A 25481-nucleotide genomic window follows, 5' to 3' on the forward strand; every position below is an offset into this window, starting at 1 on the left:
ATGCCGAACTTCTCTCACGACACACCATGTCCAACACATTACTGATTCATCATGCAAAACAACACACTCAAGAACTATCGCGGCTACGCCGTTAAACCGTCGGCCCATCGTCTTCCCGACGGCAGCTTTTCGTCCAACCTGACGCTGGAACGCACCAACATTCGCAGCGAGCCCGCCTCCTACGAGTTCTACACGCTCGATTATTTCGGCTCCGAAGCCGCCGCCTTGCGACATTCCGCTCGCTGGGCACGCAATTGGATCGATACGCGTGGCTGAACCCGCGCCGCCGCCGATTCAACGCTCCTGATCCTCCCGGTTTCGTCGTAGTTTTCCGCAGTTTTCAGATGTCAGCCGCATGCAGCCGGCCCCGTTAGCGTTTCGCGCTCAGGCGATCGCCTTCCCCTCCAGGCCGCATCCCGTCTCACCCTGATTTCCCGTTCTCGTGACGCGCGATCATTGGCCCGCTCGCCAATCCGCTGCGCTCGCCGACGCATATCCGTCTACACTTGTCGGTCTCGACCCGATTTCACGGCAGACCGACCGATGACCCCGCCCCTTGACGCCAGCGCCTTGCGCGCGCTGGCCGAACGCGCCGAAGCCACCCAGCGCGCCGATTGCGCTTGCCACAAGACGCCGCTCGACGGCTGGCAATCGCAACCGCTGTCGCTCGATGAAACGCTGCTGGCGCAAGTCGGCACGTTGCGGGACGACGACGGGCGGGAGCCGTCTTACGACGAATACCTGCCCGACGGCGTTCGCTACTGGTCGCCCGACGCGCCGATCGCGCCGCGTTTTTTTCCGTATAACCAATGCGACGTGTGGGCCTGCCAGGCTTGCGGTCGCGTGATGCTGCGTTATACGGAAGGCGGCGGGTATTTCGTGGATCGGCGGATTCGGGCGGTGCGGGCGGCGTTGGTGGTGGACGTTTGAGATTCGACGGGCCGGGCATCGGTTCATCGTCCCGGGCCGGATATCGGCCCATCATTAAGCCCGGTCGCCCTCGCCCGTTCCTGTAAACGTGGTCCGCCACGCGGCGGGCGACACCCCGAAGGCCCGCGAAAAATGCTGGCGCATCGACACCGCCGAGCCGAACCCCGTGGCATCCGCCACGTGCTCGACCGGCATCGCCGTCGTTTCCAGCAGACGCTGCGCCAGCGCGAGCCGCTCGCGTGTCAACCACGCATTCACCGTCGTGCCGGTCAATTGCCGGAAATGACGCGTGAACGTCCGTCGACTCATCAGCACGCGATTCGCCAGCGAATCCAGCGTGTGCGCCTGAGCCAGATTCCCTCTCGTCCAATCCAGCAACGCCGACAGCCGCGAGCCGCCCTCCGTGGCCGGCACCGGCAACGCGACGAACTGCGCCTGGCCACCTTGCCGATGCGGCGGCACCACGAGCCGCCGCGCCACCCGGTTCGCGATTTCGCAGCCGTAGCGCTGACGCAGGATGTGCAGACAGCAATCGATGCCGGCGGCAGACCCTGCCGAGGTCAGGACGTTCGCGTCCTCGACATACAGCACGTCGGGCGCCAGCAGCACCGATGGATAACGCACCGCGAAGTGCTCGGCAAAGGCCCAATGCGTGGTCGCACGGCGGCCGTCGAGCAACCCGGCCGCCGCCAGCACATAGGCGCCGAGACACAGGCCCACCAGATGCGCGCCGCGCCGATGCGCCGCCGCCAATTCACGAAGCAGGCGCTCGGGCGGCCGTTCGTCGGGATCGCGCCAAGTCGGGACGATGACGATGTCGGCCGTGCGCAGCGCCGACAAACCGTGCCGCGCGACGATCTCGAAGCCGGCCGTGGTACGCAACGGCCCCGGTTCGGCCGCGCAGACTTTCAGCGTATGCGGCGGCTCGTCGGTTTTCTCGGACTCGAACGCGATGCACGGCACCGACAGGTGAAACGGGCTGATCCGGTCGAAAGCGACGACCGCGATGACAGGTGGCGACACGGCATGCCCCAGGAAACCAGATTGGCCCGATTCTATCGTCAAACGACTACCGGGCCACTCGCTGGATAGACGTTCGAACGCCATGATGAGGCCTCGTTCACCCCCACCCTCGAGGCACACGCATGACGAATCGCAAACGCGCACTGGTCGTTATCGACCTGCAGAACGACTATTTCCCCGACGGCGCCTTGCCGCTCTGGAACCCCGAGGCAACGCTGGCGAATGTAGAGCAGGCGATCGGCAAGGCGCATGCGCTGGGTATTCCGGTGATTCTCGTCCAGCACGTGAGCCAAGGGCCGCGCAGCGGCTTGTTCGATGCGGATACCGCAGGCGTGGAAATTCATCCGCGTATCCGGGCTGCCGCGCCCGATGCGCCGGTCGTCGTCAAGGCGTTTGCCGACAGTTTCTGGCAGACCACGCTCGATGACACCTTGCAACGCCTCGGCGTCGACGATCTGCTGATTGGCGGGATGATGACGCAGAACTGCGTGACCCATACGGCGATCTCGAAGTCGGCGGAGAAATACGGCGTGACGGTGCTGTCGGATTGCTGCACGACGGTCAGCGAGTTGATTCACAAGTTCGCCGTGAACGCGATGTCGACGCGGGTGGCGGTGGAAACGGCGGAGGTGGCGTTCGGGGCGGCGTGATTACTGTGCCCTTTCTCGAGGCGATAGTGTATTTTCCAGAATTCGATTTCAACTGCGTCGGATTCATCATTGGAAAAATCACCTGCTGATTGGGTGCCTCCTGCACAAGGCAGCCGACACGCCGTTTCGGGATACTGGGCATTTTTTATTGTTGCGCTTCAAGCCCTGATGATCCTGATCGCTGCCGATATCGCGTATTGGCTGGTCAGTTGCAGCGAAGCCAGCATATTGGAACGCCTTGGCTGGGCTGCATTTTTCACGGCGATACTCGTGCCAATAGCTTTCATGCAATTGCAACCCGATGCCGGGTTGTATTGCATTGCGGGCCTCGTCGCCATCGGCGTACTGGCACATTGGCGACGCTGGATTCCGGCTAGATGGCTGGTGCTTGGCGTGCTGATGGGTGGCGGGCTGGGAGTCGTTTTCACACGCGTCTTTGTGTGGAATGCAGCGTGTCGCTTGTGGTAGCGGGCTTGCTTCCATACAGATCAAACCCATCAATCCCCAGCCAAAATATCGAAACTCAAAATCGGCTCCGATCGCTTCTCGCCGCCCGTTCTGACCAAATTGAAGTAAGGCACCGGAACGAACCGCCCCGTCTCGGCATCCACCGTCTTGGCGATATAAAGATCGAGCTGAACGACATCGCCCTCTCGCGCGACCGTCAAATGCGGCCATTCGCCCGGCGATTCGGTATCCCAAGCAGTCAGGGCATTCCCCGGAATGACTGACACCCGCTCGATCTCTCCGTCAAGGAAATACGCTCCCCGACACGCGGGCGCGGTGTTCTCGGGGAAGAACATCGCCGATTCGTCCGTGCCATGCGACGTGATCATGTACAACCACGGCGTGATACCCCAGCACAGCACCATCAACCCGCGCGCGAACAAGTCGCCGGCCAGTTCCGTCTTGGTGAACGCTTCGACGATGTTGTGGCGGCCGGCGCCCAGCGTGTCGCGAATGAATGCATTGAAGCGCGGCACATCCACGGCAACAAACCCCAGATTGCCGTAGCTGTCGAAAAGATATCGATTCGAGGCGGGCTGAATCCGCGTACCCGGAATCTTGCAAAACACCACGTAGACGACCAACAGCTCCGACGACTTGATCAAGCGCTGACGCCCTTCGTCCAACCCGGCCTGCCTGCCGATCGCTGGCGTTTGCAGGAACGCGATGACGTTCAGTTCCCATTCGCCCGATCCGACGACCTCTGCCGGGATGGCGATCTGCATGCCCTGTTCGTCGAAGCCGATGCTGCCGGCCGCATCGACCGAGATTCGATGACGTTCGCCATGCGACTCATCGAATGCATAATTCCCGATGCTGCTTTCCGCAAGCGACGTCACGCATTCCACCGTTAGGACGGTGCGATTCTCGTAGTTCATCCGCTTCACGAAATCGAATACCGGCAACGTTTTGTCGCCATTCGAATCGCTGATCGTCAAGCCGACGTCGTGCAGGCGTCGCGCCGTCTGGAGCACCTCGAAATCTTGCTGTTTCATACTTCACGAGCGCGATGACCAGGGCGGCAAGACCAATGACATGCCATTTCAGAGTTCGTCCCACGATAAGGAGTCTGGGCGTTGCTTTGTAGAGAAAAATTGCGTTGCCCCTTCAATCATTGCCTTTTTGCTCACCACGCAGCTTTTCGAGAGTTGGACTTCGCCCCCGAACTTGTTTTCATAGAATGTCTCGACGCCATCTACCAGGGATTCACCTTGCGATACAAAATTTTCACCAGCGTCCATGTAATACACGACGGCAATTTCATTTTTGATGAAAATATTCAACTGGGGAAACCCATCATCCTCGAATGTCAGCGTGAAGTTGTTCGAATCGAAGGCTGGTTTCTTGTGGAGAAATTCAACCAATTCATTCAAATTATCGATTTCAATTTCGCCATCAAAATCGTCTGCATACATATCAACATGCTCCTTTGGTGGGGGACTTGGGAGATTTGCTGTTTCCCGTGAATGTTCTAGGCTCGCCGGTGGCGCCTCGCTTGACCGGTATCGCTCCTTCGGGCGGGACAACGGTAAGTTTTGAATTTTCTGGCAACAACGTTTCGGTCATGTTGACGCAAAACCCGCATGTCCCTTCCGGGTTGTTATGAAACACCAAAGCATCCGCAATCCCGTTATCCCTCATGAACAAAGCAGATTGGCCCTCCACATGCCCGGCATTGGCGTAATTCGGATACGGGGTAGGGCCTCCGGACGAAAATGTTCTGGATTCAAGCCCGCCCGTGTCACTGACATAATAGAAGGTCCCGACGGTTTGCCCGTTGTAAGCCGGCAGTTGTGGCGCAGAAATCTGATAGGAGCCGAGTGTATAGCTCCCGGCCAGCCCCCACCAATCGGTCCATGCATTTGAATTGGGTGCGTACTGGTAGAGGTTCAGCCCCCCCATCAAGCCTATCGGATCCTGATTGATAAACCGTCCGACATCCGGATCATAGAAACGGAACGTGTTGTAATGCAACCCGGTACGCTCATCAGCATATTGCCCGGCGTAACGGAGTGGCTGATCGATCCGTGCAGGAGCCGGCTGTGCCTGGTTCGGCACGACCTTGCCCCAAGCGGAATAGCGTCCGGCCCAGACGATATCGCCCGCCTCGTTCGTTGCTTCCTGGGGGGCACCCGCCTGATCGGTATGAAAGTGAAAGATGCGCGCGGCATGCTTGGCCTTGTCGATTGCGGCACTCGCGAGTGCTTCGGCTCGCACCGCATCAACCCGCGCAGCGGGTTGGTAAGGTGCATCGGGGTTATATATATAGCTGCTCACGCCGGTTTCGCGAACCTCCTGCGCGAGCCTCAACCCTTCCCACACAAACCCCGTTGTCTCGGCGCGCAACCTTGTGCCGCTGATATCGAAAACGACATCCGTTCTGGCGATACGCCGCCCAAGCGGATCATAGGCAAACCGCGTCTCCACCACGCCGCGCGCGTCCTGCGTGCACACAGCCACGAGGCGATCCTGCCCGTCGTACGTGAACTGCTGGCGCTGGTTCGCGCCGCGCAGCTTGGTCGCCAGATTGCCGAACGGGTCGTACTCGAAGCGCAGGTTCTGCCACATGCGCAGCCGGTTGCCCTCGACATAGCCGCGGCTGCTGCGTTGCGCATCGTCCAACAAGTTGCCGGCGGCGTCCCAGGCGAACGCTTCGAGTTGGCGGTCGGCGGTGTTCACGCGGCGCGTGAGGTAGCCAGCCGGATCGTAGCTGTACTGCGTGCTGCCGCGCAGGCCGTCGTTGCTCTCGGCCAGTTCGCCGGCGGCGTCGTAGCCGTAGTTGCGCCACACCTGCCCCTGCCCGCGCGCAAGCACGTCGGGCTGGAAACCGGCCGATTGCCAGATCTTCCGGCCCAGCAGGTCGTAGGCGGTGCGCTCGGTCAGCCGGCCCTGCGTGCGCGTCAGTTCGCGATGCAGGTCGTCGCGCTCGAAATCGCTGATTACCTGATCGCCGCAACGGATCTGGTGCACATGCCCCGAGCCGTAGCGCAGCATCTGCAAGGTCTGCTCGTGCGGTAACGCGAGCGTCGCCACATTGCCGAGCGCGTCGAGCGTGTACTGCACGCTGCCGTTCGCGCCGTGTTCGGCGGTCAACCGCCCGGCCTTGTCGTAGTCGAACGCCAGCGTGTCGGGCGCGATGCCGAGCGCGAGCCCGGCAGCGGTCGGCGCCCGCGCGACTTCGAGCAAACGGCCGCCCGCATCGCGCGTGTAGCGAGTCACGTCGGTGGGCGTGTGCTGCACGCACAGGTTGCCCATCCGGTCGCGCTCGAAGCGGATCGTGCGAACCGGGCGATCGGCCGGTGCACGGTCGTCCGGCATCCCGACGATGTCGAGCGCCGCCAGATCGCCGGCCTCGCCATATTCGAAGCGGCGCAGCACGCCGTCGGGCCGCGTTTCGCTGATGAGCCGCCCACCCGCGCTGTACGTAAACGCATAGCGCGCGTGCGCCTGTTGCAGCTCGCGCAACCGCCCCTCGGCGTCGTAGCGATAGCAGGTTCGCCGCCCGGCCGGGTCGATCGACTCCACCAGTTGCCCGCGCGCGTTGCGCAGCGATTCCTGGATGCGTCCACCCAGGCCGATGTGCCGGATCATCAGCCCGGCGGCGTCGTATTCGTAGCTTTCCACGCTGCCGTCGGGATAGGTGACGCGGCGCGCCTCGCCGGTTGGACGCAGGTCGAACGTCACGCGGTGCCCGAGCGCGTTCTCGCGCGCGAGCGGCAGGCCGAACGCATCGAAGAAGCTGCGCGTGGTCTTGCCGGAGCAATCGGTGTAGGCCACCAGCTCGCCGAGCCGGTTCCATTCGAACGTCTTGCGGCCGCCAAGCGCATCGATGTGCGCGCTCGGCAGCGCGCTCAACGCCTTCGGATACTCGTAGCGGTTTTCCCGGTCGAGCGGATCGCGGGTGCGCAGCAAGCGGCCCTGGCGGTCGTATTCGGCATGCCAGGCGCCGCCGTCGGGCGCGACGATCTCGACGGGCCGCATGCTGTTGCCGTCGTAACGCGTGCGCGTGGTGCGGCCGAGCGGATCGGTTTCGGCGACGATACGCCCGGCCTCGTCGTACTCGAACGCCACGGTCCGCTCGCCGGGCAGCGTCAGCATCACGGGCATGCCGGCGTCGTTGTACTTGAGCCCGTAGCAGCGGCCGTCGAAATCGATGTATTCGACGATGCGGAATCGGGCGTCGTAGCGCCACTGCGCGTGGCGGCCGTCGGCGTGCCGGACGTGCGTGCGGCGGCCTTCGATGTCGTACTCGAACGCCCAGGCCTCGCCCTCGCTGGTGTGCGTCGCAACCACCCGCTGCGCGCCGTTCACGGCCTTCCACGTATAGCCCGACGTGTAGCCGAGCGCGTTCGAATGGCTCGTCATGCGCCCGTCGGCATAGGTGAAGCGGCGCACCACCGCGCCGTTCGCATCGGCCACGGCGGCCATCTGCCCGTGCTCGTCGTAACCGTATGCGACGACGAGGCGGCGCTGGTCGCCGCTGACGAGCGACACGTTGGCGAGCCGCTCGTGCTCCGCCTCGTAATCGAGCACGGCCGTCAAACCGCCGCAGGTCAGGATCTCGCGCACGCGGCCCCGGCTGTCGCGTTCGAACTGGCACCACTGGCCGGCCTGATCCTCGATGCGGCGCACCCAGCCGATGCGGCCCGAGCCGGGCTCGTAGCGGCCGAAGTCGTAATAGGTTTCGCCCACGTCGTGCAGGATGTAGCGGCCGTCCGGCGTGCAGGTCAGGTAGCGCTGGTCGGCCTCGCTGAACGCGGCCTGGCCAGGCTTCAGGAGCGGGAAGCCGCTCTCGCGCCCCTGCGCGTCGGTGTACCAAAGCCGCCCGTCACGCGCATGCAACCGCAGTTCCCACGGCAGCACCCAGCCGCGCCCGAGCGTGCCGGCGTAATCGAGGTCGCTCGAATAGAAGCGCCGGATCGCCACCGGCATCGGGCTCGGAATCACGTAGTCGGTTTCGGATTCGGCCGGCAGGATCTTGCGCCCGGTGGTGACGTCCACCGGGTTGCCGAACATCCCGCCGATCGCGCTGTTGATGGCCGGGCCGATCACGTAGCGGCTGGCGGCCTCGCCGAGCACGTAGCCGCCGATGAACTTCGCCGCGCACGGCAGCACGGCGCTCGACAGCCCGCCCGCCTCCTTCAGCAAGCCGCCGAGCCCGCCCACCAGCCCGGCCAGCGCGAACGCCCAATCGGTGGCGGTGCGCAGCCACGGCGGCACCTCGTCGTCGATCGGCAGGCAGGTCTGGGTGCCGCCGTGGAAATACGTGTCGTGCGAGCCGTCGGAGATGGTCGCGCCGCAGGTGATCTTGTCGTCCTTGCGAGCGGCCGGCTTGCCGTTGATGAAGATGTTGGTGGAGCCCTGCGCGACGAGCGGCACCGGGTTGTGCTTGCTGCACGACACGCTGCTGAGCGTGGCATAAGCGGCCTGCTTGCCGTTCACGTAGACGTTCGGCGAGCCGAGCGTGATCGCGCCCGACTGCGAACTGAACATCTTCCCGATCGATTCCCCTAGCGACAACAGCACCTGCGCGCCGATGCCGGCGGCCATGCCGGCCAGCAGCGCCACGCCGAAGCCGCAGGTGAACGTGGCGAACGCCACGGCGGCGATCAGGGCAATACCGAGCACGGCGCCCACCAAAAAACCGGTGAGCGCGCTGGTGTGTTCGATCGGATCGGTGACGCGTGCCGCTTCGTACACGATACGTCTCCTTCGCGGGTCAGGCCTGGGCCGGCGCCGGTGCATCCGGCCGATAGCCGTCGAGCCAGTCGCGCCAGAGTGCGTTGTAGGTGTCGCCGAAGCTCTTCGCGCTCGACGCCGTGAAGATCAGCACGCGCCCCGGCGCGACGATGAACGCCGCCTGCCGCTGGAATACGGTTTTCGCGCCGTTGCGGTAGGCCGTGTCGATTCGCTCGCCTGCGATACCGACGTCCTCCGTGCCGAGCCGCTCCGCCGCGCGCGCGATCAGGCGATAGCCTTGCAGCCTCGACTTGAGCAAGGCGCTCTGGCGATCGACGTAAGGACCGAGCGCCTCGCCGTCGTCGAGCCAGTCGCGCGCCACGCTGAGGTTCGGCTGCGCGGCCGTGTCGGCCGGCACGAACAGGTTGGTGGTCCGATCCTCGAAGCCGGCCGGCAACGCGATGCTGCCTTCGTGGATGCGGATGCGGTTGTCGGAATCCGTCATGCAAGCTGCCCGTATGAGAGGGAAATCGAATCGAGCGCACGCGCCGGTCAGTGCGCGGCGGCGCTCCGGCGCAGGCGCAGGCTGCCCAGCAGCAACGCCGCCAGCGCCAGCAGCCACACATAAAAGCCGATCCCGAGGCCGGCGATCGGGGTCGCGGCGGCCTCGTTGAAATACCAGTTCTTCGTGAACAGCGAGCACAGCGCGCACGCCAGCGCGGCGGCGCCGAAGCCCGCCGCCCGGCCGTAGCGCCGCCGCGCAAGCTGCACGGCGGCCCAAACGCAGAGCGGATTGGCCAGCCACGCGGGGTTCAGCGTCAGCAACCCCAACCAGCCCTGCCCGAGCAGCGCCAGGCCGCTCAACGAGGGTTCCTTCTCGAAGTACATGGCCGGCAGCAGCAGCGACAGCACGTAGGCCGCCGTGGACGCGCCCAGCACCGCGCGCCGGCCGACGCTCGGCAACGCTTCGATCAGGTCCGCCATCAATCCGCCTGGCCGGCCGGCGTCACGACCTTCTCGCCGCGCGCGCGCATCGCCGCGCGCTGCGCCTTCGGATCGAGCGGCGGCCACGGCGCGCCGGCCGCGACGATCTTGCGGCGGATCTGTTCGATACGCGCGGCGGCCGGCGAATCGGGCGCGGCGTGATTCTTCAGTTCGTTCTGCAGCACCCAGCCATAGGACACGCCCAATTCGCTGGCGAGCTTCGGGTCGGCGCCGTGCGCGAGCAGGTAATCGACGGTGTCCCACTGCTGGATCATCGTCGCCTGGAACAGCGCCGTCTTGCCGAGCGAATCGCGTGCGTTGACGTTCGCCTTGTGCTCGATCAGCAGCGTCAGTTGCGGCAGCAGCTTGTTCTCGGCCACCTCGAACAGCATCGGCGTGTCGCCGTTGTAGAGCCAGTTCGGGTCCAGCCCGCCGTTCAGCAGCACGCGCAGCAGGTTCGGCGTGTCGGCGCGCAGCGCGATTTCGGCGACCGAGCCGCCGTCGGGGCCGAGGCTCGCCTTCGGGTCGGCGCCGTGCTTCAGCAGCACCGAAATGATCTGGTAGCGCGGGCTGGCCGCGTCGTTCTTGACCGGCACGATCTCCTGCACCGCGTACGACAGCAGCGTCACATGCTTCGCGCCGGGCGCGTTGAGGTCCGTCTTCGGCGCGAGCTGCTGCACGCTGCCGAGGTTGCCGTCGTGAATGGCCTGGGCCAGCGTGAGCTGCTGCCCCGAAAAGAAGGTTTCCGGTGCATAGCGTTGAAAGCCGGTCATGGTGATTCCTTGGGCTTGAGTGGGCCAGCCGAGCGGCAGCGCCGCGCCGATCAGCGCAGCGACGGTGCCGGCGGCAATCGCGTTCTTGTATCGCATCAATTCAATTCGACGTATTCAGATGGGAGGCGAGATTCAGTTCGTCCTTCGAAACCTGCTGGCCGAGGCCGTTCGACACCTCGCCCATCAGATGGCGGCCGACGGTGGTCACGCTGGTGCCGTCGAGCGTCACGGGCGTGCCGACCGCCTTCGGCATCAGCGCGGCGGTGCCGTCGCTGATCGGGCCGAGCCGGCCTTCCTGGATGCCCGTCAGGATATCGCCGTCCACGCGATAGGCTGTGATGTTGCTGGCCTGCGCGGTGCCGCCGTATTGCGCGACCGTGCCCGGATCGAGGCCCGCCGCGTTGAACGTGACGGCCGACGAGCCGCTGGCTTCCGAGGCGGCCGAGGCCAGCCCGCCGCCGAGCGAGTGCCCGGTGAAGTCGACGGCCGACGCGGCGCCGGTGGTCTGGATGTCCTTGCCGATCGTGACCGCGTTGCGGTAGTACGGCGAATCGGAGCCCAGGCCCTGCGCGAGATTGTTGCTCATGTCCTCGCCGAACAGTTGCTGGGTGCCCTTGAACGCGATGGTCGGCTTCATGCTGTCGCCGAACACGTTCGGGTCGGGCGCGTACATCTGCGCGCCGAAGTTGCTGCCCGGCTTTTGCAGGTCGCTCGGCTTGAGGCCGTAGGCCTTCAGCGCCTCGGGATCGTTGCCGATCGCCTTCCAGCCGGTGGGCGGCGGATCGTTCGGGTGATACACGTGATCGGCCAGCTTGGCGAGCTGCTGCGCCTTGAGCGATTCGGCCAGCTTGCCGGCCGCCGCGCGCGTGGCCGGATCGCTGCTGGCCAGGCCCTGCGCGATCATGGCCTGCGCGGCCGCCCATTGCAGCGCCAGCGCCTGCTCGGGCGTCTGCACGCTGCCCTGGTTCAGGTGGATGACGGGGCCGTCGAGATAGATGCCGTTCGCGTTGATCAAGATGGTCGACGGGCCGTGACTCAGCTTGATGCCGTCGGGCGTCATCGTCAGCACGCTGTCGCCCACCCGATGCTCGATGCCGTCGCTGGCCTGGTGGCTCTGCATGCCGGGGCCGGCCTTGCTGGCGATCGCCTTGGTGTTGATGACGTTCGCCGTGGTGTCGCGGGTCAGCGCGATCGTCTCGGTCATGCCGCCTTCGGCGATCTGCTTGGTTTCGCTGCCCTTGAGCAGCGAGACGGTGCGCGGGCCGGCCTCCACGGTGTGCGTTTCGGCATCCTTGATGACCGTGTTCATGTCCTTCTGCGCATGCAGGAACACTTCCTGGCTGCCGTTCACATCGGAGAAGCGCAGTTCGTTCGAGCCTTCGCCCTTGTGGGTCTGGCTCTTGATGCCCATGGTCTGGCCGGCCGCGCCGTGGTAAGGGTTGCCCTGGTCGCCGTTGAACACGCGCCCGACGATCACCGGGTTGTCCGGGTCGCCCTGGTTGAACGCCACCAGCACTTCCTGGCCGATCCGCGGGATCGCCGCCGCGCCCCAGCCGGCGCCGGCCCACGGCTGCGATACGCGAATCCACATCGAATCGGAGCCGTCGAGCTTGCCGCGCCGGTCCCACAGGAAATGCAGCTTCACGCAACTGCCGTTGGTGTGGATCTGCTCGCCGTCCGGGCCGACCACGATGGCCGATTGGGTGCCCTGGATCAGCGGCTTGGCGGTGACGCGCCGCGCCCGGTACGCCACCTTCTGCGGCAGCAGCACGAAACTGTTGCGGTACGGCAGCCTGGCCGCGTGCTCGGCGTAATCGTTGACCGCCTCGTGGCGCACCTGCAGGATCACGTAGGCCTGGTTGTCGGCGGCCACCGGGTGGCCCGTCACGCTGACGCTGCCGGCCGTGGTCATGCGCCACGCGTAACCCTGCCCCGTGTAGCGCTGCCCCTCCGCTTCCTCGGCCTCGATGGCCTGGAGCGCGTAACGGTCGCCGTCCGCGGCGTGATCGTAGAGCGATTGATGTTCGAAACGCTCGGTGGTGGTGAGCCGGGCGTATTTGAGCGTCGATTCGACCTCGACCATCATCAGCGGTGACGACGGCGTCTGATGGTTGAAGTCGCGATAGGTGATCTTGCCGACGCCGAAATGGCCGCCCTGGTTGAGCTGATCGATGCCGTTGAGTTCACTCGACGCGCTGTCGGCGTACGGCACGCTGGCCAGCCCCTCGATCGGACGGAACAGGGCGTTGCCGTCGCCGATCGCCAGGATGTGCTTGTCCTTCTCGTAGCGGTGCGTCCAGATCAGCCCCTCCTGCTCCATCAGGCGCGCGCAGAAGTTGTAGTAGGACTCCTGATACATCACCACGTACTCGAGCGGCTTTTGCGCCGAGCGGATGTCGAACGCGAAATCGCTGAAGCCGTGATCGGTGAACACGGTCGACAGGATGTCCTGGGCGGTCTGCTCCTGGAAGATGCGGCAATCGGTCGAGCGCGTCAGGAACCAGAACCACGGCATCACCGACATGTGGTACTGGGTCACGCTGCCCGGGTTGCCGACGCGGTCGAACGACGACACGAAGCCGTCGAAATAGCGCGTCTCGTCGCCGCTCACGGCGGTGGCGGCGGCCAGCAGCGCCTGTTTCGATTGCGGGTCGAACTTGAGCCGGACCTGCTGGCCGATCAGGTCAGCCGGCTTGAGGTCGTTGCGGTGCGAGAGCAGGTCGAGATGCATCTCGGGCAGCCGGTTCACGTGCTCGTCCACCACCGCCACGCTGACCAGCAGCACGTCCTCGCCGAGCGGCGTGTCGAGCGTGACGTAGCGGTTCATCTGGGTGAGCTTCGCCGTGCTGCCCACCGTCTGATTGATCGAATCGGCGATCGCGGCCGGCGGCCGCTGCAGCAGCGAGAAACCCGTTTGCGCCAGTTGCACCGCGCGCTGCACGGTATCGACGTGGCCGGCCAGCGCGGCCACCGGGCCGACTTGACTCGCGATATTGGTGGCAAGCGAACCGGCCAGCCCGCCGAGTCCCGCCGGTGCTCCCTGCGGACTCGCAAAGCTGGACAGGACGCCGCCGAACGGCGCCGTGCTCATGTCTTTCCTTCTTCTCAGGTTCTGCCCCGTAGGACGCCTACGTCCATGGCACCGCAACTTTAGGGGAAAAATGAAAGAAACGGTAAACCTTGAATTGGCGTTTCAATCGATTCGGAAATTTTGACTTCATATTAATAATCATGAACTTAGCCAGGAATAATTTTCCGCTTCAAAAATCGGAAAATCACCGCGCAATCAATAGGATTACTACCGATGCAGTCGTGAATTGCCGTTTGATGACAAGCTGCCATGCAGCATCGCGATTAACGGAATATCGGCTCGATTAACAAACTTTCAGCGCGAGCCGATTACCCGCCAACCATCGCGTCACGATATTTGATCGCCGCCACAATATTCGCCGCGCCCGAACGTCATCCCGGCATGACACCCGCCATCCTGCCGAGAACCGACCATGTTGAGCCTTCATGAGTTGTCGACGCTGCTGCTGATCCACAGCACCCCCGAGCAGATCGACATGACACGCACCGAACTGAGCACCCTGCTCGCGCACCAGCTGGTCGCGCTGAAGCCCGGCGGCGGGGGCCTGAACCTGCCCGCGCTGACCGCCACCGGCCGACGCCTGCTGGAAGCGGTCGCGCGCCCGCGCGGAAACCGCTACGCTGACGCCCTGCCCGGGAACGACGCCGCGCGCTGAAGCGGCGGCGCCCCCCACCACGCCCTCGCTGTTTTCACCCAGGATTCTCATGCCGGAAGCCAACCGCCGCGCGCCTCGCGTGGCCCCGCTGCTCGATCTTTTGCCGTTTCTGCGCCGCTACACGGGCCGCTGGGCGCTCGCCTTCCTGGCGCTGGTCGTCTCGGCCGGCGCGACGCTGGTGCTGCCGGTGGCGTTCCGCTTCCTGATCGACCGCGGCTTCGCCAGCGGCGAGCGCACCCATATCGATCGCTATTTCATCGCGCTGTTCGTGGTCTCGCTGATCCTCGCGGCGGCCACGGCGCTGCGCTTCTACTGGGTGTCGTGGCTCGGCGAGCGCGTGACGGCCGACCTGCGGCGCGCCGTGTACGACCACGTCACGCGCATGAGCCCGCAGTTCTTCGAAACGACCCAGACCGGCGAAGTGCTGTCGCGCCTGACCACCGACACCACGCTGATCCAGACGGTGGTCGGCACCAGCCTGTCGCTCGGCTTCCGCAACTTCCTGCTGGCGGTGGGCGGCGTGGCGATGCTGGTGGCGACCAGCCCGGTGCTGTCGGCCTACATCATCGCGACGCTGGTGGTGGTGGTCGCGCCGATCGTGATGTTCGGGCGGCGCGTGCGCAAGCTGTCGCGGGCCAGCCAGGACAAGGTGGCGAACGCCAGCGCGCTGGCCGGCGAGGTGCTCAACGCGATGCCGACCGTGCAGTCGTACACCCAGGAGCGGCACGAGGCGCAGCGCTTCGGCACGGCCGTCGAAACCGCGTTCGACACGGCGCTCACGCGCATCCGCGCCCGCGCGTCGCTGACGGCGGTGGTGATCGTGTTCGTGTTCTCGGCGATCGTGTTCGTGCTGTGGCTCGGCGCGCAGGCCGTGCTGGCCGGGCAGATGACCGCGGGCCAGCTCTCGCAGTTCATCCTCTACGCGGTGTTTACGGCCGGTGCCGTTGGCGCGGTGGCCGAGGTGTGGGGCGACCTGCAACGCGCGGCGGGCGCGGCCGAACGGCTGCTGCAACTGCTGGCCGCGCGCTCGCCGGTGGAGGAAGCGCCCGCCACCGTGCCGCTGCCCGCCGAGGGCGACGGCATCCGCTTCGAGAACGTCGGCTTCGCCTATCCGTCGCGGCTGGGCACCCCGGCGCTCGCGGGCTTCTCGCTCGAGGTGCGGCCCGGCGAACACGTCGCGCTGGTCGGGCCGTCGGGCGCGGGCAAGACCACCCTGTTCCAGTTGCTGCTGCGCTTCTACGATCCGCAATCGGGCCGCATCCTGATCAACGGCGTGCCGACCGGCGACATCGCGCTGGCCGACCTGCGCCAGGCGATCGGCATCGTGTTGCAGGAATCGGTGATCTTCTCGGGCAGCGTGCTCGACAACATCCGCTACGGCATGCCCGACGCCACGCTGGCGCAGGTGAAGCGCGCCGCCGAGATGGCCGCGGCCGCCGGCTTCATCGAGCAATTGCCGGAAGGCTATGACACGTTCCTCGGCGAGCGCGGCGTGCGGCTGTCGGGCGGCCAGCGCCAGCGCATCGCGATCGCGCGCGCGATCCTCAAGGACCCGCCGATCCTGCTGCTCGACGAAGCCACCAGCGCGCTCGACGCGGCCAGCGAGCGGTTGGTGCAGACGGCGCTCGACAACGCCGCGCAGAACCGCACCACGCTGGTCATCGCGCACCGGCTGGCCACCGTGCAGCAGGCGGACCGGATCGTCGTGCTCGAACAGGGCGCGATCGTCGCGCAGGGGCGTCACGCGGAGTTGCTGCAGACGTCGCCGCTCTATGCGCAGCTTGCCGCGCTGCAATTCGGCGAGCGCGACGCGTTCAAGTCATGAGCGGGAATGGCCCGCGCGCCGTGGCGCGGGCTCGGTGACACACGGGGCCGGGCGCCCCGCCTCGGCCGCTCAGCGCGCGGTCGACCTTCTTTCGACGGCGATCAGCACGCCGATCACGATGCCGGCCGCGAGGCTCGTCACGCCGCTGTAGGTCGCCAGCCCGATCGCCCAGCCGCGCACCGCCACCGTCAGCCACAAGCCGAGCAGCAACCCGACCCAACCAGCCCAGCGCAACGCGCGCGTGGCCGTGGCGGCCAGCGGGCGGCCGAACACCGTGCCCTGATGGCGCTCCATCGCCAGCGCAAGGCAGGCGAACGCGGCCAGACACACCAGAATCATCAGCAGCATGCTCACGGCGTGTCCTCCTTACGCATCGCCACCGAGGCACGCGGCGCGGTGGCCTTGCCGGCCCGGCCCACCGGACGCGGGCGCGCGCGATGGCGGCTCGCGCGGATCGCCAGCAGCGCATGCAGCGCCGCGAACGCCCACATCATCAACTGGAAGCCCGTGAACACCCAGTCGCCATCGGCCACGCTGCGCCAGATCGGGCGATCGGTGGTCAGCGCATTGAGCACCGGCAGCAGCGCCAGCAGCGCGGCCGCGAGCCACAGCAGCTCGATCCAGGCGCGCCGCGCCGGGCGCAGCAGCCCATACAGGAAGGTCGCGGCCCACACGCCGAAGAACAGGTTGATTTCGGCGTCGGCGCGATGCGCGATGCCGAGCGACAGCAGGCGGTTGCCCCATAGATAGGACGTCATCGCCACCGACAGCCCCGCGATGCTCGCGATATTGAGCCGCTCGACGATCCGGAAGCCGAGATGCGGGCGCAGCGGGTCGCGCAGTTGCTGGCGGCGCTTGACCGTCCACATCACGAGGCCGGTGCCGACCATCGCCGTGCCGGCCAGGCTGACGAGGAAATACAGCCAGCGCAATTGAAGATCGCTGAAGCGGCCCAGATGCAGCGCGTACAGCACACCGCGCGTTTCGGCCGCGCCGCCCACCCGGTCGTGCACTTCCAGCAGCTTGCCGGTGGTGCCGCTGAACAACAGATATTGCGGGCTCGACGACACGCGCCCGCCCTCGGCGCGCGCCACCGCGACGCGCGCGACCGCGTCGCCGGGGTTCACCACCGTGACGATGCCCACGCCTTGCTCGCCCCAGCGCGCCTGTGCGGTGCGCACCATCGGCTCGACCGGCGCGAGCCTGGCCGGCGTGCCGCTCGGCGTGCCGGGCTGGATGAATGCGCTGATCTGCGAATTGAACGCGGCTTGCAGTTCGGGCGTTTTCAGCGCCATCTGGTTGCCCCAGGGCATGTACATCGTCATCAGCGTGACCAGCCCCGTGTAGGTGATCATCAGATGGAACGGCAGCCCGAACACCGACAGCGCGTTATGCGCGTCGAGCCACGAGCGCTGCCCCTTGCCCCAGCGGAACGTGAAAAAGTCCACGAAGATCTTCTTGTGCGTGATCACGCCGCTGACGATCGCCACCAGCATGAACATCGCGCACACGCCCGCGATCCAGCGGCCCCAGACCGGGGACATGTAGAAGAACTGGAAATGAAACCGGTAGAAGAATTCGCCGCCGAGCGTGTCGCGGGCCTGGGTCACGCGGCCGGTGACGGGATCGAACGCGGCCTCGCCGAAAAATCGGCCCTTGCCCATCTCGGCCGGCGTCAGGCGCCAGAACGTGCCGGCCACGTTGCTGCGGTCGGTCGGCAGCGTGATGCCCCACTGCGTGCTTTGCGGCGCCAGCGTGCCGAGTTGCGCCACCACGCGCGCCGCCACTTCGGCCGGGTCGGGCGTGCGCTGTTGGTGCGTCAGCTCGGGGCGCATCCACTGCGAGATTTCGTCCTTGAAGTAGCTGACGGTGCCGGTCAGGAACATCGCGTAGAGAATCCAGCCGCACAGCAGGCCAGCCCAGGTGTGCAGATCCGACATGCTCTGGCGCACGCCGCGCGGCTTCGGCGCTTGAACGGGCGTGGCGCTCATGGGGCGATCGCTCCGGTGGACACCAGCACGGCGGCCAGCGCCAGCGGCGCGGCGGCGGCCAGCAGCCCGGCCCAGGCGCGCGTCGCGCTGCGGGCCAGGAACACCCAGATCACGGCGCCGGTATAGAACACGAAGCTGGCCAGCATGCCGGTCATGACGGCTTGCGGGCGCGCCATCGGCAGCGCCAGCGCGGCCACGCTGGCCAGCGCGCCGAGCGCGTAGCCGCCGCCGATCGCACACACGATGCGCGAGATCAGCGGCCCGACCCGCCGGCAGCGGTCGAATACGGCGCTCATGCGGCCGGCGCCGCGCTCGCGGCGGTCAGGGTCGGACGATTCTTCAACAGGTTCTCCATCAACATCCCGCAGGCGGGCAGCGGCTTGGGGCGGCAGCTCGCCTGAACTGCTTGCGCGACGGCTCGGCGTTGCGCGGTTAGGCGGGTTCGCGGCGCGGCCGGCAAATGAGTCGGGGCCGGGTTGGGCGCGGCGAACGAAGTCGCGATCATACCGCCCTGCGGGGGCGGTTCTCGATGGGGTGACACGCGAGGCGGGGAAACGGGACAGCGCAGGGAGAGGAAATGTGTAACAGCGGGCGCGACCTGCGAAAAGCCGCGCCCGCCCGGTCCGGCGGCGGAACCCGGGCGCGAAACGCCCTCGGCCTCGCGCCGGACAGCCGAGTTCAATCCGTGCCGAACTTCGGCGAATGCGGGCCATACAGCAAGCCGTTGGGCGTGCCCGCCGACAGCAGCTTGCCGTTGGTCAGCCCGGCCACATCGACGCTCTCGTCGGTCACCGTCTTGGCCACCTGCTTGACGGCCGCCACGGCGAGGTTCACAAACAAGCCGACCATCCCGCCGCCCTGAACGCCGCCGTGCATGCCGCCCAGCTCCTTGTCGGTCGCGCTCTTCGAGCCGGTCCACAGCACGTCGCCGGTTCGCAGGTCGACCAGCTTGGCGTCGACCGTCACGATCGTGGTGCTGTCGAGCACCTGATAAACGGTGCCGTAGCGCGTGACCTTCATGTAGAGCGCGGCGTCCGCGCCGAAGATCTCGCGCAGCTTGGCCGGCGGCACCTCGGCGATGTCGTTGGGCGTGGTCAGGCCGTTGTACTTGAAGGTTTCCTCCATCGCGCCGACCGGCACCACGTAGTAGCCCGACTCCGCGAGCGGCAACGTCACGCCGGACAGCACGCCGATGCTGGCCTTCACGTCATTCGTGTTGTTGACGGGCGGCAGCACCAGGATCGAGCGCGGCTGGCTGCGCTTGAACGCCGTGTAGTCGAGCTGTTTGACGGGCGCCGCGCAGGCGCCGAGCGTCGCCAGCAGCGCAACGGCGAGCAACTTGAACGAAATGCGTTGGAACATGGGTCTCTCGCGTCAGTGGGTGGCGGTCGGGGCGGCGGGCGCGGCCAGGCCGGCCGGTTCGGGGGCAACGCTTGCCGCGGCCGTCGTGTCGCTGGCCGGCGCCTTGCCGGCGGATTTCTTCATCAGGAAATCCATGTACGGCGCCGATTCGGGAAAGCTGTCCTTCTCGGCCTGGAACGCCTGCATCGCCTGTTCGCCATTGCCGAGTTCGGCGTACAGCACGCCGAGTTGCGCCTCGAAGCCCGGCGGCGGCCGATGGCCGTGGGCGCGGATGTCCTGCAGCGCCTTTTCGAGCGCGTCGAGTTGCTGCTGCGGGGATTTTTCGGCCTTGAAGTAGTCGTAGACGCCGCGCTGGTATCCGGTCCACTGGTAAAGCGGCGGAGTCTTCGGCGCGGCGCAGCCGGCCAGCAAGGCGCAGGTCGCGGCCAGCGAGAGGCCGGCGCGGCGGGTCAGGAGGATGGTCTTCATCGTCGTGTGTGGTTTTTGGGTAAAACGCGGGATGGCCGGTTCGTCCGGCTCACTTGTTGTTGGCGTTCAGCGCACCGGCATCCACCTGGGAAACCAGGTGTTCGACCGCTTCCTGAATCGCCAGGTCGAGCACCTTGCCGTTGAGCGTCGAGTCGTAGCTCGCGGTGCCGCCGAAGCCGATCACCTCGCGGCTCGACAGGCTGAATTCGCCGGCGCCCTGGCTCGACAGCACGACTTCGGACGTGCTGGTGTCCACGATGTTCAGGCTGACCTTGGCGTAGGCCACCTGTTGCCGGCCGCTGCCGAGAATGCCGAACAGCTCGTGGTCGCCCACTTCCTTGCGGCCGAACTCGGTCACGTCGCCGGTCACCACGTAGTGCGCGCCCTTCACGGCCTGCTTCTGCTTGAGGAACGCCGATTCCTGGCGGATCTCGTCGAGGTTGTCGCGGTCGAGCACGCTGAAGCGGCGGCTTTGCTGGAGGTGCGTGATCAGGATCGTCTTGGCCTGGCTGCCGAGCCGATCGACGCCGTCCGAGAAAATGCCGCGCAGGTAGCTGGAGCGGTTGTCGAACTTGCCGACCGAAATGGCGACCGGCTTGCCGGCGAACGGCACCTGCGCGCTGGGCGTCGGCGCGACGGTCAACGTGCGCGACGATTCGGTGGCGCAAGCCGCCAGGCCGAGCGCCAGCGCGGCGGCCACGAACGCGGTGCGTCCGGTGGAACGAACGTGTGAGTTCATCGAGAAATCCTCTTCAGGTCAAAAAAGTGATGAAGCAACGGCGGGCATGACGCAAGACGTCATGCCGCCCATCGCCGTGACGGCCATCACCCGCGCCGCGACCGGGCAAGCCGGCAGCGGCGACAGCCGTGGCTCACGGCAATCGGGTCAACGGTGGCGCCAGGCGAGCGAATGTCGTTGCAGGGCGTTCGCGCTGCGCAAGCGATCGGGGTGGCCTGGCGTGCCGTGTAAAGGCAGACGACGCGCGGCGTGAAACCGCGGCGGCGGTGCGCCGGCGGCGTGGCGCCGGGCGCAAATGCGGTGCGATCCCGGCGGGATCTCGCGGGGAGGTGCCATCGGGAACGCGGCCCCGGTCCGATGGCGAATCTGGTCTTTCATCGTTGTCTTTTTACGATTTTCTCTCGGCGTGAAAATTACCATCAAACGCCCGCCATTGGGGTCGCATGACGCTAACTCGCCACAGCCTCCGCAAAATCGGGAAATGCTGATTGCGCCGACGCCCGCCGCTGCGGCTGGCAGGTGCGGCATTGTTGTCGCACAGCCCTCTTTTTCCCTCCGAACCGTATTGGTATGATGTTTTCGCCCCAACCTGACTAGACAACTCGGGGCATAGCGGCTCGGCCTCGACGCCGGCCCGTCATACTCACTCGGAGACACGATGAAGCCACTGCAACGCCATCTCGGCGCGCGCCACATTCGCTTTCTCGCCCTCGGTTCGGCCATCGGCACGGGCCTGTTCTACGGTTCCGCCTCGGCCATCAAGCTGGCCGGCCCGGCCGTGATCCTCGCTTACCTGATCGGCGGCGCGGCCGTCTACATGGTCATGCGCGCGCTCGGCGAAATGGCCGTGCGCGAGCCGGTGGCGGGCTCGTTCGGCTATTACGCGAGCGAAAACCTCGGCCCGTTCGCGGGCTTCGTCACGGGCTGGACCTACACGCTCGAAATGGTGATCGTGGCGATCGCCGACGTGACCGCGTTCGGCATCTACATGGGCTTCTGGTTTCCGGACGTGCCGCAATGGCTCTGGGTGCTGGCGATCGTCGCGATCATCTGCGGACTGAACCTCTGTCAGGTCAAGGTGTTCGGCGAGCTGGAGTTCTGGCTGTCGATCGTCAAGGTGGCCGCGATCGGGGCGATGATCGTCGGCGGCGTGGCGATCATCGCGATCGGCATGCATCTGGGCAGCGCGAACGAAGCCGCGCCGTCGCTCTCGAACCTGTGGTCGCACGGCGGCTTCCTGCCGAACGGCTGGGGCGGGCTGGTGGCGTCGTTATCGGTGGTGATCTTCGCCTACGGCGGCATCGAGGTGATCGGCATGAGTGCCGGCGAGGCCAAGCATCCCGAGCAGGTGATCCCGCGCGCAATCAACGCCGTGCCGGCGCGCATCCTGCTGTTCTACGTGCTGACGATGGTGGTGCTGATGTCGATCTTCCCGTGGACGCAGATCGGCACCCAGGGCAGCCCGTTCGTCGAGATCTTCAGCGCGCTCGGCGTGAAATCGGCGGCCGGCATCCTGAACGTGGTGGTGATCACGGCGGCCATCTCGGCGATCAACAGCGACATCTTCGGCGCGGGCCGCATGATGTACGGCATGGCGCAGCAAGGCCACGCGCCGCGCGTGCTGGGCGCCACCTCGCGCCAGGGCGTGCCCTGGGTCACGGTGCTGGTGATGGCCGCCGCGCTGCTGGTCGGCGTGGTGCTGAACTATCTGGCGCCGAAGCAGGTGTTCCAGACGGTGGCGGCAATCGCGACGTTCGCGACCGTGTGGGTCTGGCTGATGATCCTCGCGTCGCAGGTGGCGATGCGTCGCCGCCTGCCGCGCGCAGAAATCGATGCGCTGGCGTTTCGCGTGCCGCTGTGGCCGGTCGGCCCCGCGCTGGCGATCGCGTTCATGGTGTTCGTGGTGGCGATGCTCGGCTGGTTCGAGGACACGCGCGTGGCGCTCTATGCCGGAATCGGGTGGCTCGTGTGGCTGGCGGTGATCTACCGGCAGCGCCATCGCTGGGGCGGCGCGCTCTGGCGGCGCAGCGAAGGCTGACGCACCGGCGCTGGCACTCGCGCCAAAAGCAAACGGGGAAGCCGAAGCTTCCCCGTTTTGCGTTCCGTCAGGCGGCGAGCGATGCGCGGCGCGCGGCCACGCCCGCTTCAGGCGGCCTGCTTGATCGGCGCGCTGGCCGTTTCACCGCGCAGCGCGGCAACCTTCGCGATGGTATCCGCGCAGGCATGGGCCAGCTCCTTGCCCTTCACGACGAAGTGCTCGTGGAAGAACGAGGTGTGCTCGTGCGAGCCGTGATGGAAATGATGCGGCGTCAGCACGGCGGTCAGCACCACCGTTTCGGTTTCGAGCTGCACCTGCATCAGGCCCGAGATCACCGATTGCGCGACGAATTCGTGGCGATAGATGCCGCCGTCGACCACCAGGCCGGCGCAGGCGATGGCCGCGTACTTGCCCGTCTTCGCGAGCAGCTTGGCATGCAATGGAATTTCGAACGCGCCCGCCACTTCGAAGAAATCGATATCCGACTCGGCAATGCCGGCGTTCGCGAGCGAGGCGACGAACGAGGTCTTGCACTGGTCGACGATGTCCTTGTGCCAGCACGACTGGACGAAGGCGATCCGACGGGGGGATGGGGAAGTGGAGTGAAGCTGAGTCATCGACAGGTCCTGTGTTTGCGTTGAATGGGGCGCACAGGGCCACACCGCACGCATTGCGCGCGCGGCAAAAACCCCGCTCTCTCTCATCCGGACTATGACCGTCGGCCCCGGAATCACACCGGGTCGGCAGGCATCGCGCAGGCAGGCCTGCGTGAGCTGTTCGCGGGCTACGCGCCGAAGCGCGATTACCGCCGGTGGGGAATTTCGCCCCGCCCTGAGAACGTTGCGACGCGTTTGACGCGCCGCGGCGAAAATCTACCATAAGTGACGCGGCGTCGCTGTCGAGCGGTCAAAAAACCGTACCGCCCGCAGTGTCATCGCGCGCCGACATTCAATCCGGCCTCAGCCGCCTCAGGCGCGCCAGCGGCGCACCGTCAACCGCTCGAGCGTATCGAACACCAGGTGCTCGACCAGCAGGCCGATCACGATCACGGCCGCCAGCCCGGCGAACACGCGATCCGTATAAAGCTCGTTGCGGTTCTGGAAGATGTACCAGCCCAGGCCGCCCTGCCCGGCGCTCGCGCCGAACACCAGTTCGGCCGCGATCAGCGTGCGCCAGGCAAACGCCCAGCCCACCCGCAGCCCCGACAGGATCGACGGCAGCGCCGCCGGCACCAGGATCAGCCAGACGAAACGCAGCCCGCGCAGGCCGTAGTTGCGGCCCGCCATGCGCAGCGTGTCGGGCACGCCGAGAAAACCCGTGTACATGTTCAGCGCGAGCGGCCAGAGCACCGAATGGATCAGCACGAACAGCAGGCTGCCGGTGCCCAGGCCGAACCACAGCAGCGCGATCGGCAGCAAGGCGATCGACGGCAGCGGGTTGAACATGGCGGTGAGCATCGACAGCAAATCGCGACCAAACCGCGTGGAAACCGCCACCGAGGTCAGCGCAAACGCCAGCACGGCACCGATCGCATAACCGCGCAGCAGCACCGACAGCGAGATGCCGGTCTTCACCAGCAGTTCGCCCGACGCGATGCCCTCCACGAAGGCGCGCGCCGTGGCCACGAAGGTCGGCACCAGCAGGTCGTTGTCGACCACTCGCGCCACGATCTCCCAGGCGGCGATCAGCACCAGCGCGATCAGCACGCGGCGCAGGCCGCTCGAATCGAGCAGGCGCGCCACGAGCGGCGCTCGCGCGGCCAGCACGCCCTGGTCGGGCGCTTCCAGCGTCAGTTCGTATTCGGGGCGGGACGGAAGCGGCGTGCTCATGCTTGAGCCTCCTCGGTGCGGGCGGCGGCCGGGTTGCCGGGCACGTCGGGCGTCTCGAACAGCAGCCGGTGGATGCGCGCCACGCTTTGCTGGAAATCGTCGCTGCCGATGCTGTCGAGCGCGAACCGCTCGCTGTTCATTTCGGCGCGTACGCGGCCCGGATGCGGCGACAGCAGCAGGATGCGATTGCCGACCACCAGCGCTTCCTCGATCGAATGCGTGACGAACAGCAGCGTGAAGCGCGCGTCGTCCCACAGGCGCAGCAGTTCCTCCTGCATCTTGCGGCGCGTGAGCGCGTCGAGCGCGGCGAACGGCTCGTCCATCAGCAGCACGCGCGGCTGCATGGCCAGCGCGCGAGCGATCGCCACGCGCTGCTTCATGCCACCCGACAGCGTATGCGGATAGGCCTTCGCGAACGCCGACAGGCCCACCTTGTCGAGGTAATGGAGCGCGCGCTCGCTGGCCTCGCGGCGCGACAGCCGGCGCGCGACGCGCAGCGGGAACGCCACGTTCTCGAGCACCGTCTTCCACGGCGGCAGTTGATCGAATTCCTGGAACACCGCCACACGGTCGGCGCCCGGCCCCGCGATGGCGCGGCCGTCGAGCGCGATGCTGCCCGCCGCCGGCTCGACAAAACCGGCCACCGCCTTCAGCAGCGTCGATTTCCCGCAGCCGGACGGCCCGAGCAGCACGAAGCGGTCGCCGTGATCGACCTCGAAGCTCACGCGCTGGGTGGCGCGCACGATGCGCTCGCCGGTGCGGTATTCGAGCGTGACGCGATCGACCGACAACAGCGGCGCGGCGTGGCCGGCCTGCTCCGCGCCGCGTTCGCCGCGCGTGCCGGCGCGGGGCGCCGATTCGACGCCGGTTCCGCTGCGCGCGACATGCGGCGCAGGCCATGCGTTCGACAGATTCATGCTCGACCTCGACAATGCGA

Annotated in this window: 24 protein-coding genes and 1 riboswitch; of the genes, 7 read left to right on the top strand and 17 right to left on the bottom strand. The window is 66.3% G+C overall.

Features of this window, described 5'->3' with window-relative positions; genetic code table 11:
- Positions 1 to 51: 51 nt before the first annotated feature.
- A complete protein-coding gene (locus tag ACYP33_RS31415; protein ID WP_414439204.1) occupies positions 52 to 276 on the top strand; it encodes a hypothetical protein in 225 nt (74 codons plus the stop codon).
- Between the two features lie 267 nt (positions 277 to 543).
- Positions 544 to 930 carry a hypothetical protein gene (locus ACYP33_RS31420; RefSeq protein WP_414447583.1) on the top strand — a complete coding sequence of 129 codons (387 nt, stop codon included), beginning with the start codon at positions 544 to 546 and terminating at the stop codon, positions 928 to 930.
- Between the two features lie 54 nt (positions 931 to 984).
- Here ACYP33_RS31420 and ACYP33_RS31425 read toward each other — a convergent pair whose 3' ends face one another.
- Positions 985 to 1953, bottom strand: coding sequence for a helix-turn-helix domain-containing protein (locus tag ACYP33_RS31425; protein ID WP_459625108.1), 969 nt, complete (start codon positions 1951 to 1953; stop codon positions 985 to 987).
- 122 nt (positions 1954 to 2075) lie between these two features.
- Between ACYP33_RS31425 and ACYP33_RS31430 the strand changes: the two genes are divergently transcribed.
- Together ACYP33_RS31430 and ACYP33_RS31435 are read left to right on the top strand one after the other, a co-directional pair.
- Positions 2076 to 2603, top strand: a complete 528-nt coding sequence (locus tag ACYP33_RS31430; protein ID WP_459625109.1) for a cysteine hydrolase family protein — start codon at positions 2076 to 2078, stop codon at positions 2601 to 2603.
- Between the two features lie 69 nt (positions 2604 to 2672).
- Positions 2673 to 3071, top strand: coding sequence for a hypothetical protein (locus tag ACYP33_RS31435; RefSeq protein WP_459625110.1), 399 nt, complete (start codon positions 2673 to 2675; stop codon positions 3069 to 3071).
- Positions 3072 to 3100: 29 nt separating this feature from the next.
- Here ACYP33_RS31435 and ACYP33_RS31440 read toward each other — a convergent pair whose 3' ends face one another.
- From ACYP33_RS31440 to ACYP33_RS31470, 7 genes are read right to left on the bottom strand one after another with little or no spacing between them, the layout of a single operon-like run.
- A complete protein-coding gene (locus ACYP33_RS31440; RefSeq protein ID WP_459625111.1) occupies positions 3101 to 4105 on the bottom strand; it encodes a hypothetical protein in 1005 nt (334 codons plus the stop codon).
- 48 nt (positions 4106 to 4153) lie between these two features.
- Entirely contained in the window at positions 4154 to 4525 is a 372-nt protein-coding gene (dddI, locus tag ACYP33_RS31445; protein ID WP_459625112.1) for a CDI system double-stranded DNA deaminase immunity protein DddI, read from the bottom strand.
- Position 4526: 1 nt separating this feature from the next.
- Entirely contained in the window at positions 4527 to 8810 is a 4284-nt protein-coding gene (locus tag ACYP33_RS31450; RefSeq protein ID WP_459625113.1) for a DddA-like double-stranded DNA deaminase toxin, read from the bottom strand.
- A 19-nt stretch (positions 8811 to 8829) separates the two neighbouring features.
- A complete protein-coding gene (locus ACYP33_RS31455) occupies positions 8830 to 9294 on the bottom strand; it encodes a DUF1795 domain-containing protein (protein ID WP_459625114.1) in 465 nt (154 codons plus the stop codon).
- Between the two features lie 47 nt (positions 9295 to 9341).
- Entirely contained in the window at positions 9342 to 9773 is a 432-nt protein-coding gene (locus ACYP33_RS31460) for a hypothetical protein (RefSeq protein ID WP_459625115.1), read from the bottom strand.
- Entirely contained in the window at positions 9773 to 10642 is an 870-nt protein-coding gene (locus tag ACYP33_RS31465; protein WP_414439217.1) for an ankyrin repeat domain-containing protein, read from the bottom strand. The genes ACYP33_RS31460 and ACYP33_RS31465 overlap by 1 nt, the downstream gene beginning before the upstream one ends.
- A 4-nt stretch (positions 10643 to 10646) precedes the next feature.
- A complete protein-coding gene (locus ACYP33_RS31470) occupies positions 10647 to 13637 on the bottom strand; it encodes a type VI secretion system Vgr family protein (protein WP_459625116.1) in 2991 nt (996 codons plus the stop codon).
- A gap of 412 nt (positions 13638 to 14049) precedes the next feature.
- On the opposite strand from ACYP33_RS31470, the gene ACYP33_RS31475 reads away from it, so the two are divergent.
- Together ACYP33_RS31475 and ACYP33_RS31480 are read left to right on the top strand one after the other, a co-directional pair.
- A complete protein-coding gene (locus tag ACYP33_RS31475; protein ID WP_414439219.1) occupies positions 14050 to 14292 on the top strand; it encodes a hypothetical protein in 243 nt (80 codons plus the stop codon).
- 49 nt (positions 14293 to 14341) lie between these two features.
- Positions 14342 to 16117: an ABC transporter transmembrane domain-containing protein gene (locus ACYP33_RS31480; protein ID WP_459625117.1), complete on the top strand. Its 1776-nt coding sequence runs from the start codon at positions 14342 to 14344 to the stop codon at positions 16115 to 16117.
- A 69-nt stretch (positions 16118 to 16186) separates the two neighbouring features.
- On the opposite strand, the gene ACYP33_RS31485 is transcribed toward ACYP33_RS31480, so the two are convergent.
- From ACYP33_RS31485 to ACYP33_RS31510, 6 genes are all read right to left on the bottom strand, one after another.
- The gene (locus ACYP33_RS31485) at positions 16187 to 16465 is read right to left on the bottom strand and encodes a DUF3325 family protein (RefSeq protein WP_459625118.1); all 279 of its coding nucleotides are present in this window, start codon (positions 16463 to 16465) and stop codon (positions 16187 to 16189) included.
- 2 nt (positions 16466 to 16467) lie between these two features.
- The gene (locus tag ACYP33_RS31490) at positions 16468 to 18108 is read right to left on the bottom strand and encodes a PepSY-associated TM helix domain-containing protein (RefSeq protein ID WP_459625119.1); all 1641 of its coding nucleotides are present in this window, start codon (positions 18106 to 18108) and stop codon (positions 16468 to 16470) included.
- Positions 18105 to 18404: a DUF3649 domain-containing protein gene (locus tag ACYP33_RS31495; protein ID WP_414439223.1), complete on the bottom strand. Its 300-nt coding sequence runs from the start codon at positions 18402 to 18404 to the stop codon at positions 18105 to 18107. The genes ACYP33_RS31490 and ACYP33_RS31495 overlap by 4 nt, the downstream gene beginning before the upstream one ends.
- 382 nt (positions 18405 to 18786) lie before the next feature.
- Positions 18787 to 19470 carry a DUF799 domain-containing protein gene (locus ACYP33_RS31500; RefSeq protein ID WP_414447572.1) on the bottom strand — a complete coding sequence of 228 codons (684 nt, stop codon included), beginning with the start codon at positions 19468 to 19470 and terminating at the stop codon, positions 18787 to 18789.
- A 12-nt stretch (positions 19471 to 19482) separates the two neighbouring features.
- Positions 19483 to 19938 carry a DUF4810 domain-containing protein gene (locus ACYP33_RS31505; RefSeq protein WP_414447571.1) on the bottom strand — a complete coding sequence of 152 codons (456 nt, stop codon included), beginning with the start codon at positions 19936 to 19938 and terminating at the stop codon, positions 19483 to 19485.
- A gap of 49 nt (positions 19939 to 19987) precedes the next feature.
- On the bottom strand, positions 19988 to 20677 hold the full coding sequence (locus ACYP33_RS31510; protein WP_459625120.1) for a CsgG/HfaB family protein: 690 nt from the start codon (positions 20675 to 20677) through the stop codon (positions 19988 to 19990).
- 658 nt (positions 20678 to 21335) lie between these two features.
- On the opposite strand from ACYP33_RS31510, the gene ACYP33_RS31515 reads away from it, so the two are divergent.
- The gene (locus ACYP33_RS31515) at positions 21336 to 22715 is read left to right on the top strand and encodes an amino acid permease (protein WP_459625121.1); all 1380 of its coding nucleotides are present in this window, start codon (positions 21336 to 21338) and stop codon (positions 22713 to 22715) included.
- 107 nt (positions 22716 to 22822) lie between these two features.
- Here the strand turns inward: ACYP33_RS31515 and ACYP33_RS31520 are convergent, their stop codons facing one another.
- The 3 genes from ACYP33_RS31520 to ACYP33_RS31530 all read right to left on the bottom strand — a co-directional run bounded on the left by ACYP33_RS31520 (position 22823) and on the right by ACYP33_RS31530 (position 25461).
- On the bottom strand, positions 22823 to 23332 hold the full coding sequence (locus ACYP33_RS31520) for a 6,7-dimethyl-8-ribityllumazine synthase (protein WP_414439228.1): 510 nt from the start codon (positions 23330 to 23332) through the stop codon (positions 22823 to 22825).
- 71 nt (positions 23333 to 23403) lie between these two features.
- A riboswitch (FMN riboswitch) is annotated at positions 23404 to 23558 on the bottom strand.
- Positions 23559 to 23683: 125 nt separating this feature from the next.
- Complete coding sequence (locus ACYP33_RS31525) at positions 23684 to 24544, bottom strand: ABC transporter permease (RefSeq protein WP_414439229.1); 861 nt, start codon at positions 24542 to 24544, stop codon at positions 23684 to 23686.
- Positions 24541 to 25461, bottom strand: coding sequence for an ABC transporter ATP-binding protein (locus tag ACYP33_RS31530; RefSeq protein ID WP_459625123.1), 921 nt, complete (start codon positions 25459 to 25461; stop codon positions 24541 to 24543). The genes ACYP33_RS31525 and ACYP33_RS31530 overlap by 4 nt, the downstream gene beginning before the upstream one ends.
- Positions 25462 to 25481 lie beyond the last annotated feature (20 nt).

The organism is Burkholderia sp. 3C (genome assembly GCF_054589155.1).

Coding starts and splice junctions, on each gene's coding strand:
- ACYP33_RS31415 (WP_414439204.1), top strand. CDS start 52: ATGCAAAACAACACACTCAAGAACTATCGCGGCTACGCCGTTAAACCG.
- ACYP33_RS31420 (WP_414447583.1), top strand. CDS start 544: ATGACCCCGCCCCTTGACGCCAGCGCCTTGCGCGCGCTGGCCGAACGC.
- ACYP33_RS31430 (WP_459625109.1), top strand. CDS start 2,076: ATGACGAATCGCAAACGCGCACTGGTCGTTATCGACCTGCAGAACGAC.
- ACYP33_RS31440 (WP_459625111.1), bottom strand. CDS start 4,105: ATGAAACAGCAAGATTTCGAGGTGCTCCAGACGGCGCGACGCCTGCAC.
- dddI (WP_459625112.1), bottom strand. CDS start 4,525: ATGTATGCAGACGATTTTGATGGCGAAATTGAAATCGATAATTTGAAT.
- ACYP33_RS31455 (WP_459625114.1), bottom strand. CDS start 9,294: ATGACGGATTCCGACAACCGCATCCGCATCCACGAAGGCAGCATCGCG.
- ACYP33_RS31460 (WP_459625115.1), bottom strand. CDS start 9,773: ATGGCGGACCTGATCGAAGCGTTGCCGAGCGTCGGCCGGCGCGCGGTG.
- ACYP33_RS31465 (WP_414439217.1), bottom strand. CDS start 10,642: ATGCGATACAAGAACGCGATTGCCGCCGGCACCGTCGCTGCGCTGATC.
- ACYP33_RS31470 (WP_459625116.1), bottom strand. CDS start 13,637: ATGAGCACGGCGCCGTTCGGCGGCGTCCTGTCCAGCTTTGCGAGTCCG.
- ACYP33_RS31475 (WP_414439219.1), top strand. CDS start 14,050: ATGTTGAGCCTTCATGAGTTGTCGACGCTGCTGCTGATCCACAGCACC.
- ACYP33_RS31480 (WP_459625117.1), top strand. CDS start 14,342: ATGCCGGAAGCCAACCGCCGCGCGCCTCGCGTGGCCCCGCTGCTCGAT.
- ACYP33_RS31485 (WP_459625118.1), bottom strand. CDS start 16,465: ATGCTGCTGATGATTCTGGTGTGTCTGGCCGCGTTCGCCTGCCTTGCG.
- ACYP33_RS31490 (WP_459625119.1), bottom strand. CDS start 18,108: ATGAGCGCCACGCCCGTTCAAGCGCCGAAGCCGCGCGGCGTGCGCCAG.
- ACYP33_RS31495 (WP_414439223.1), bottom strand. CDS start 18,404: ATGAGCGCCGTATTCGACCGCTGCCGGCGGGTCGGGCCGCTGATCTCG.
- ACYP33_RS31500 (WP_414447572.1), bottom strand. CDS start 19,470: ATGTTCCAACGCATTTCGTTCAAGTTGCTCGCCGTTGCGCTGCTGGCG.
- ACYP33_RS31505 (WP_414447571.1), bottom strand. CDS start 19,938: ATGAAGACCATCCTCCTGACCCGCCGCGCCGGCCTCTCGCTGGCCGCG.
- ACYP33_RS31510 (WP_459625120.1), bottom strand. CDS start 20,677: ATGAACTCACACGTTCGTTCCACCGGACGCACCGCGTTCGTGGCCGCC.
- ACYP33_RS31515 (WP_459625121.1), top strand. CDS start 21,336: ATGAAGCCACTGCAACGCCATCTCGGCGCGCGCCACATTCGCTTTCTC.
- ACYP33_RS31520 (WP_414439228.1), bottom strand. CDS start 23,332: ATGACTCAGCTTCACTCCACTTCCCCATCCCCCCGTCGGATCGCCTTC.
- ACYP33_RS31525 (WP_414439229.1), bottom strand. CDS start 24,544: ATGAGCACGCCGCTTCCGTCCCGCCCCGAATACGAACTGACGCTGGAA.
- ACYP33_RS31530 (WP_459625123.1), bottom strand. CDS start 25,461: ATGAATCTGTCGAACGCATGGCCTGCGCCGCATGTCGCGCGCAGCGGA.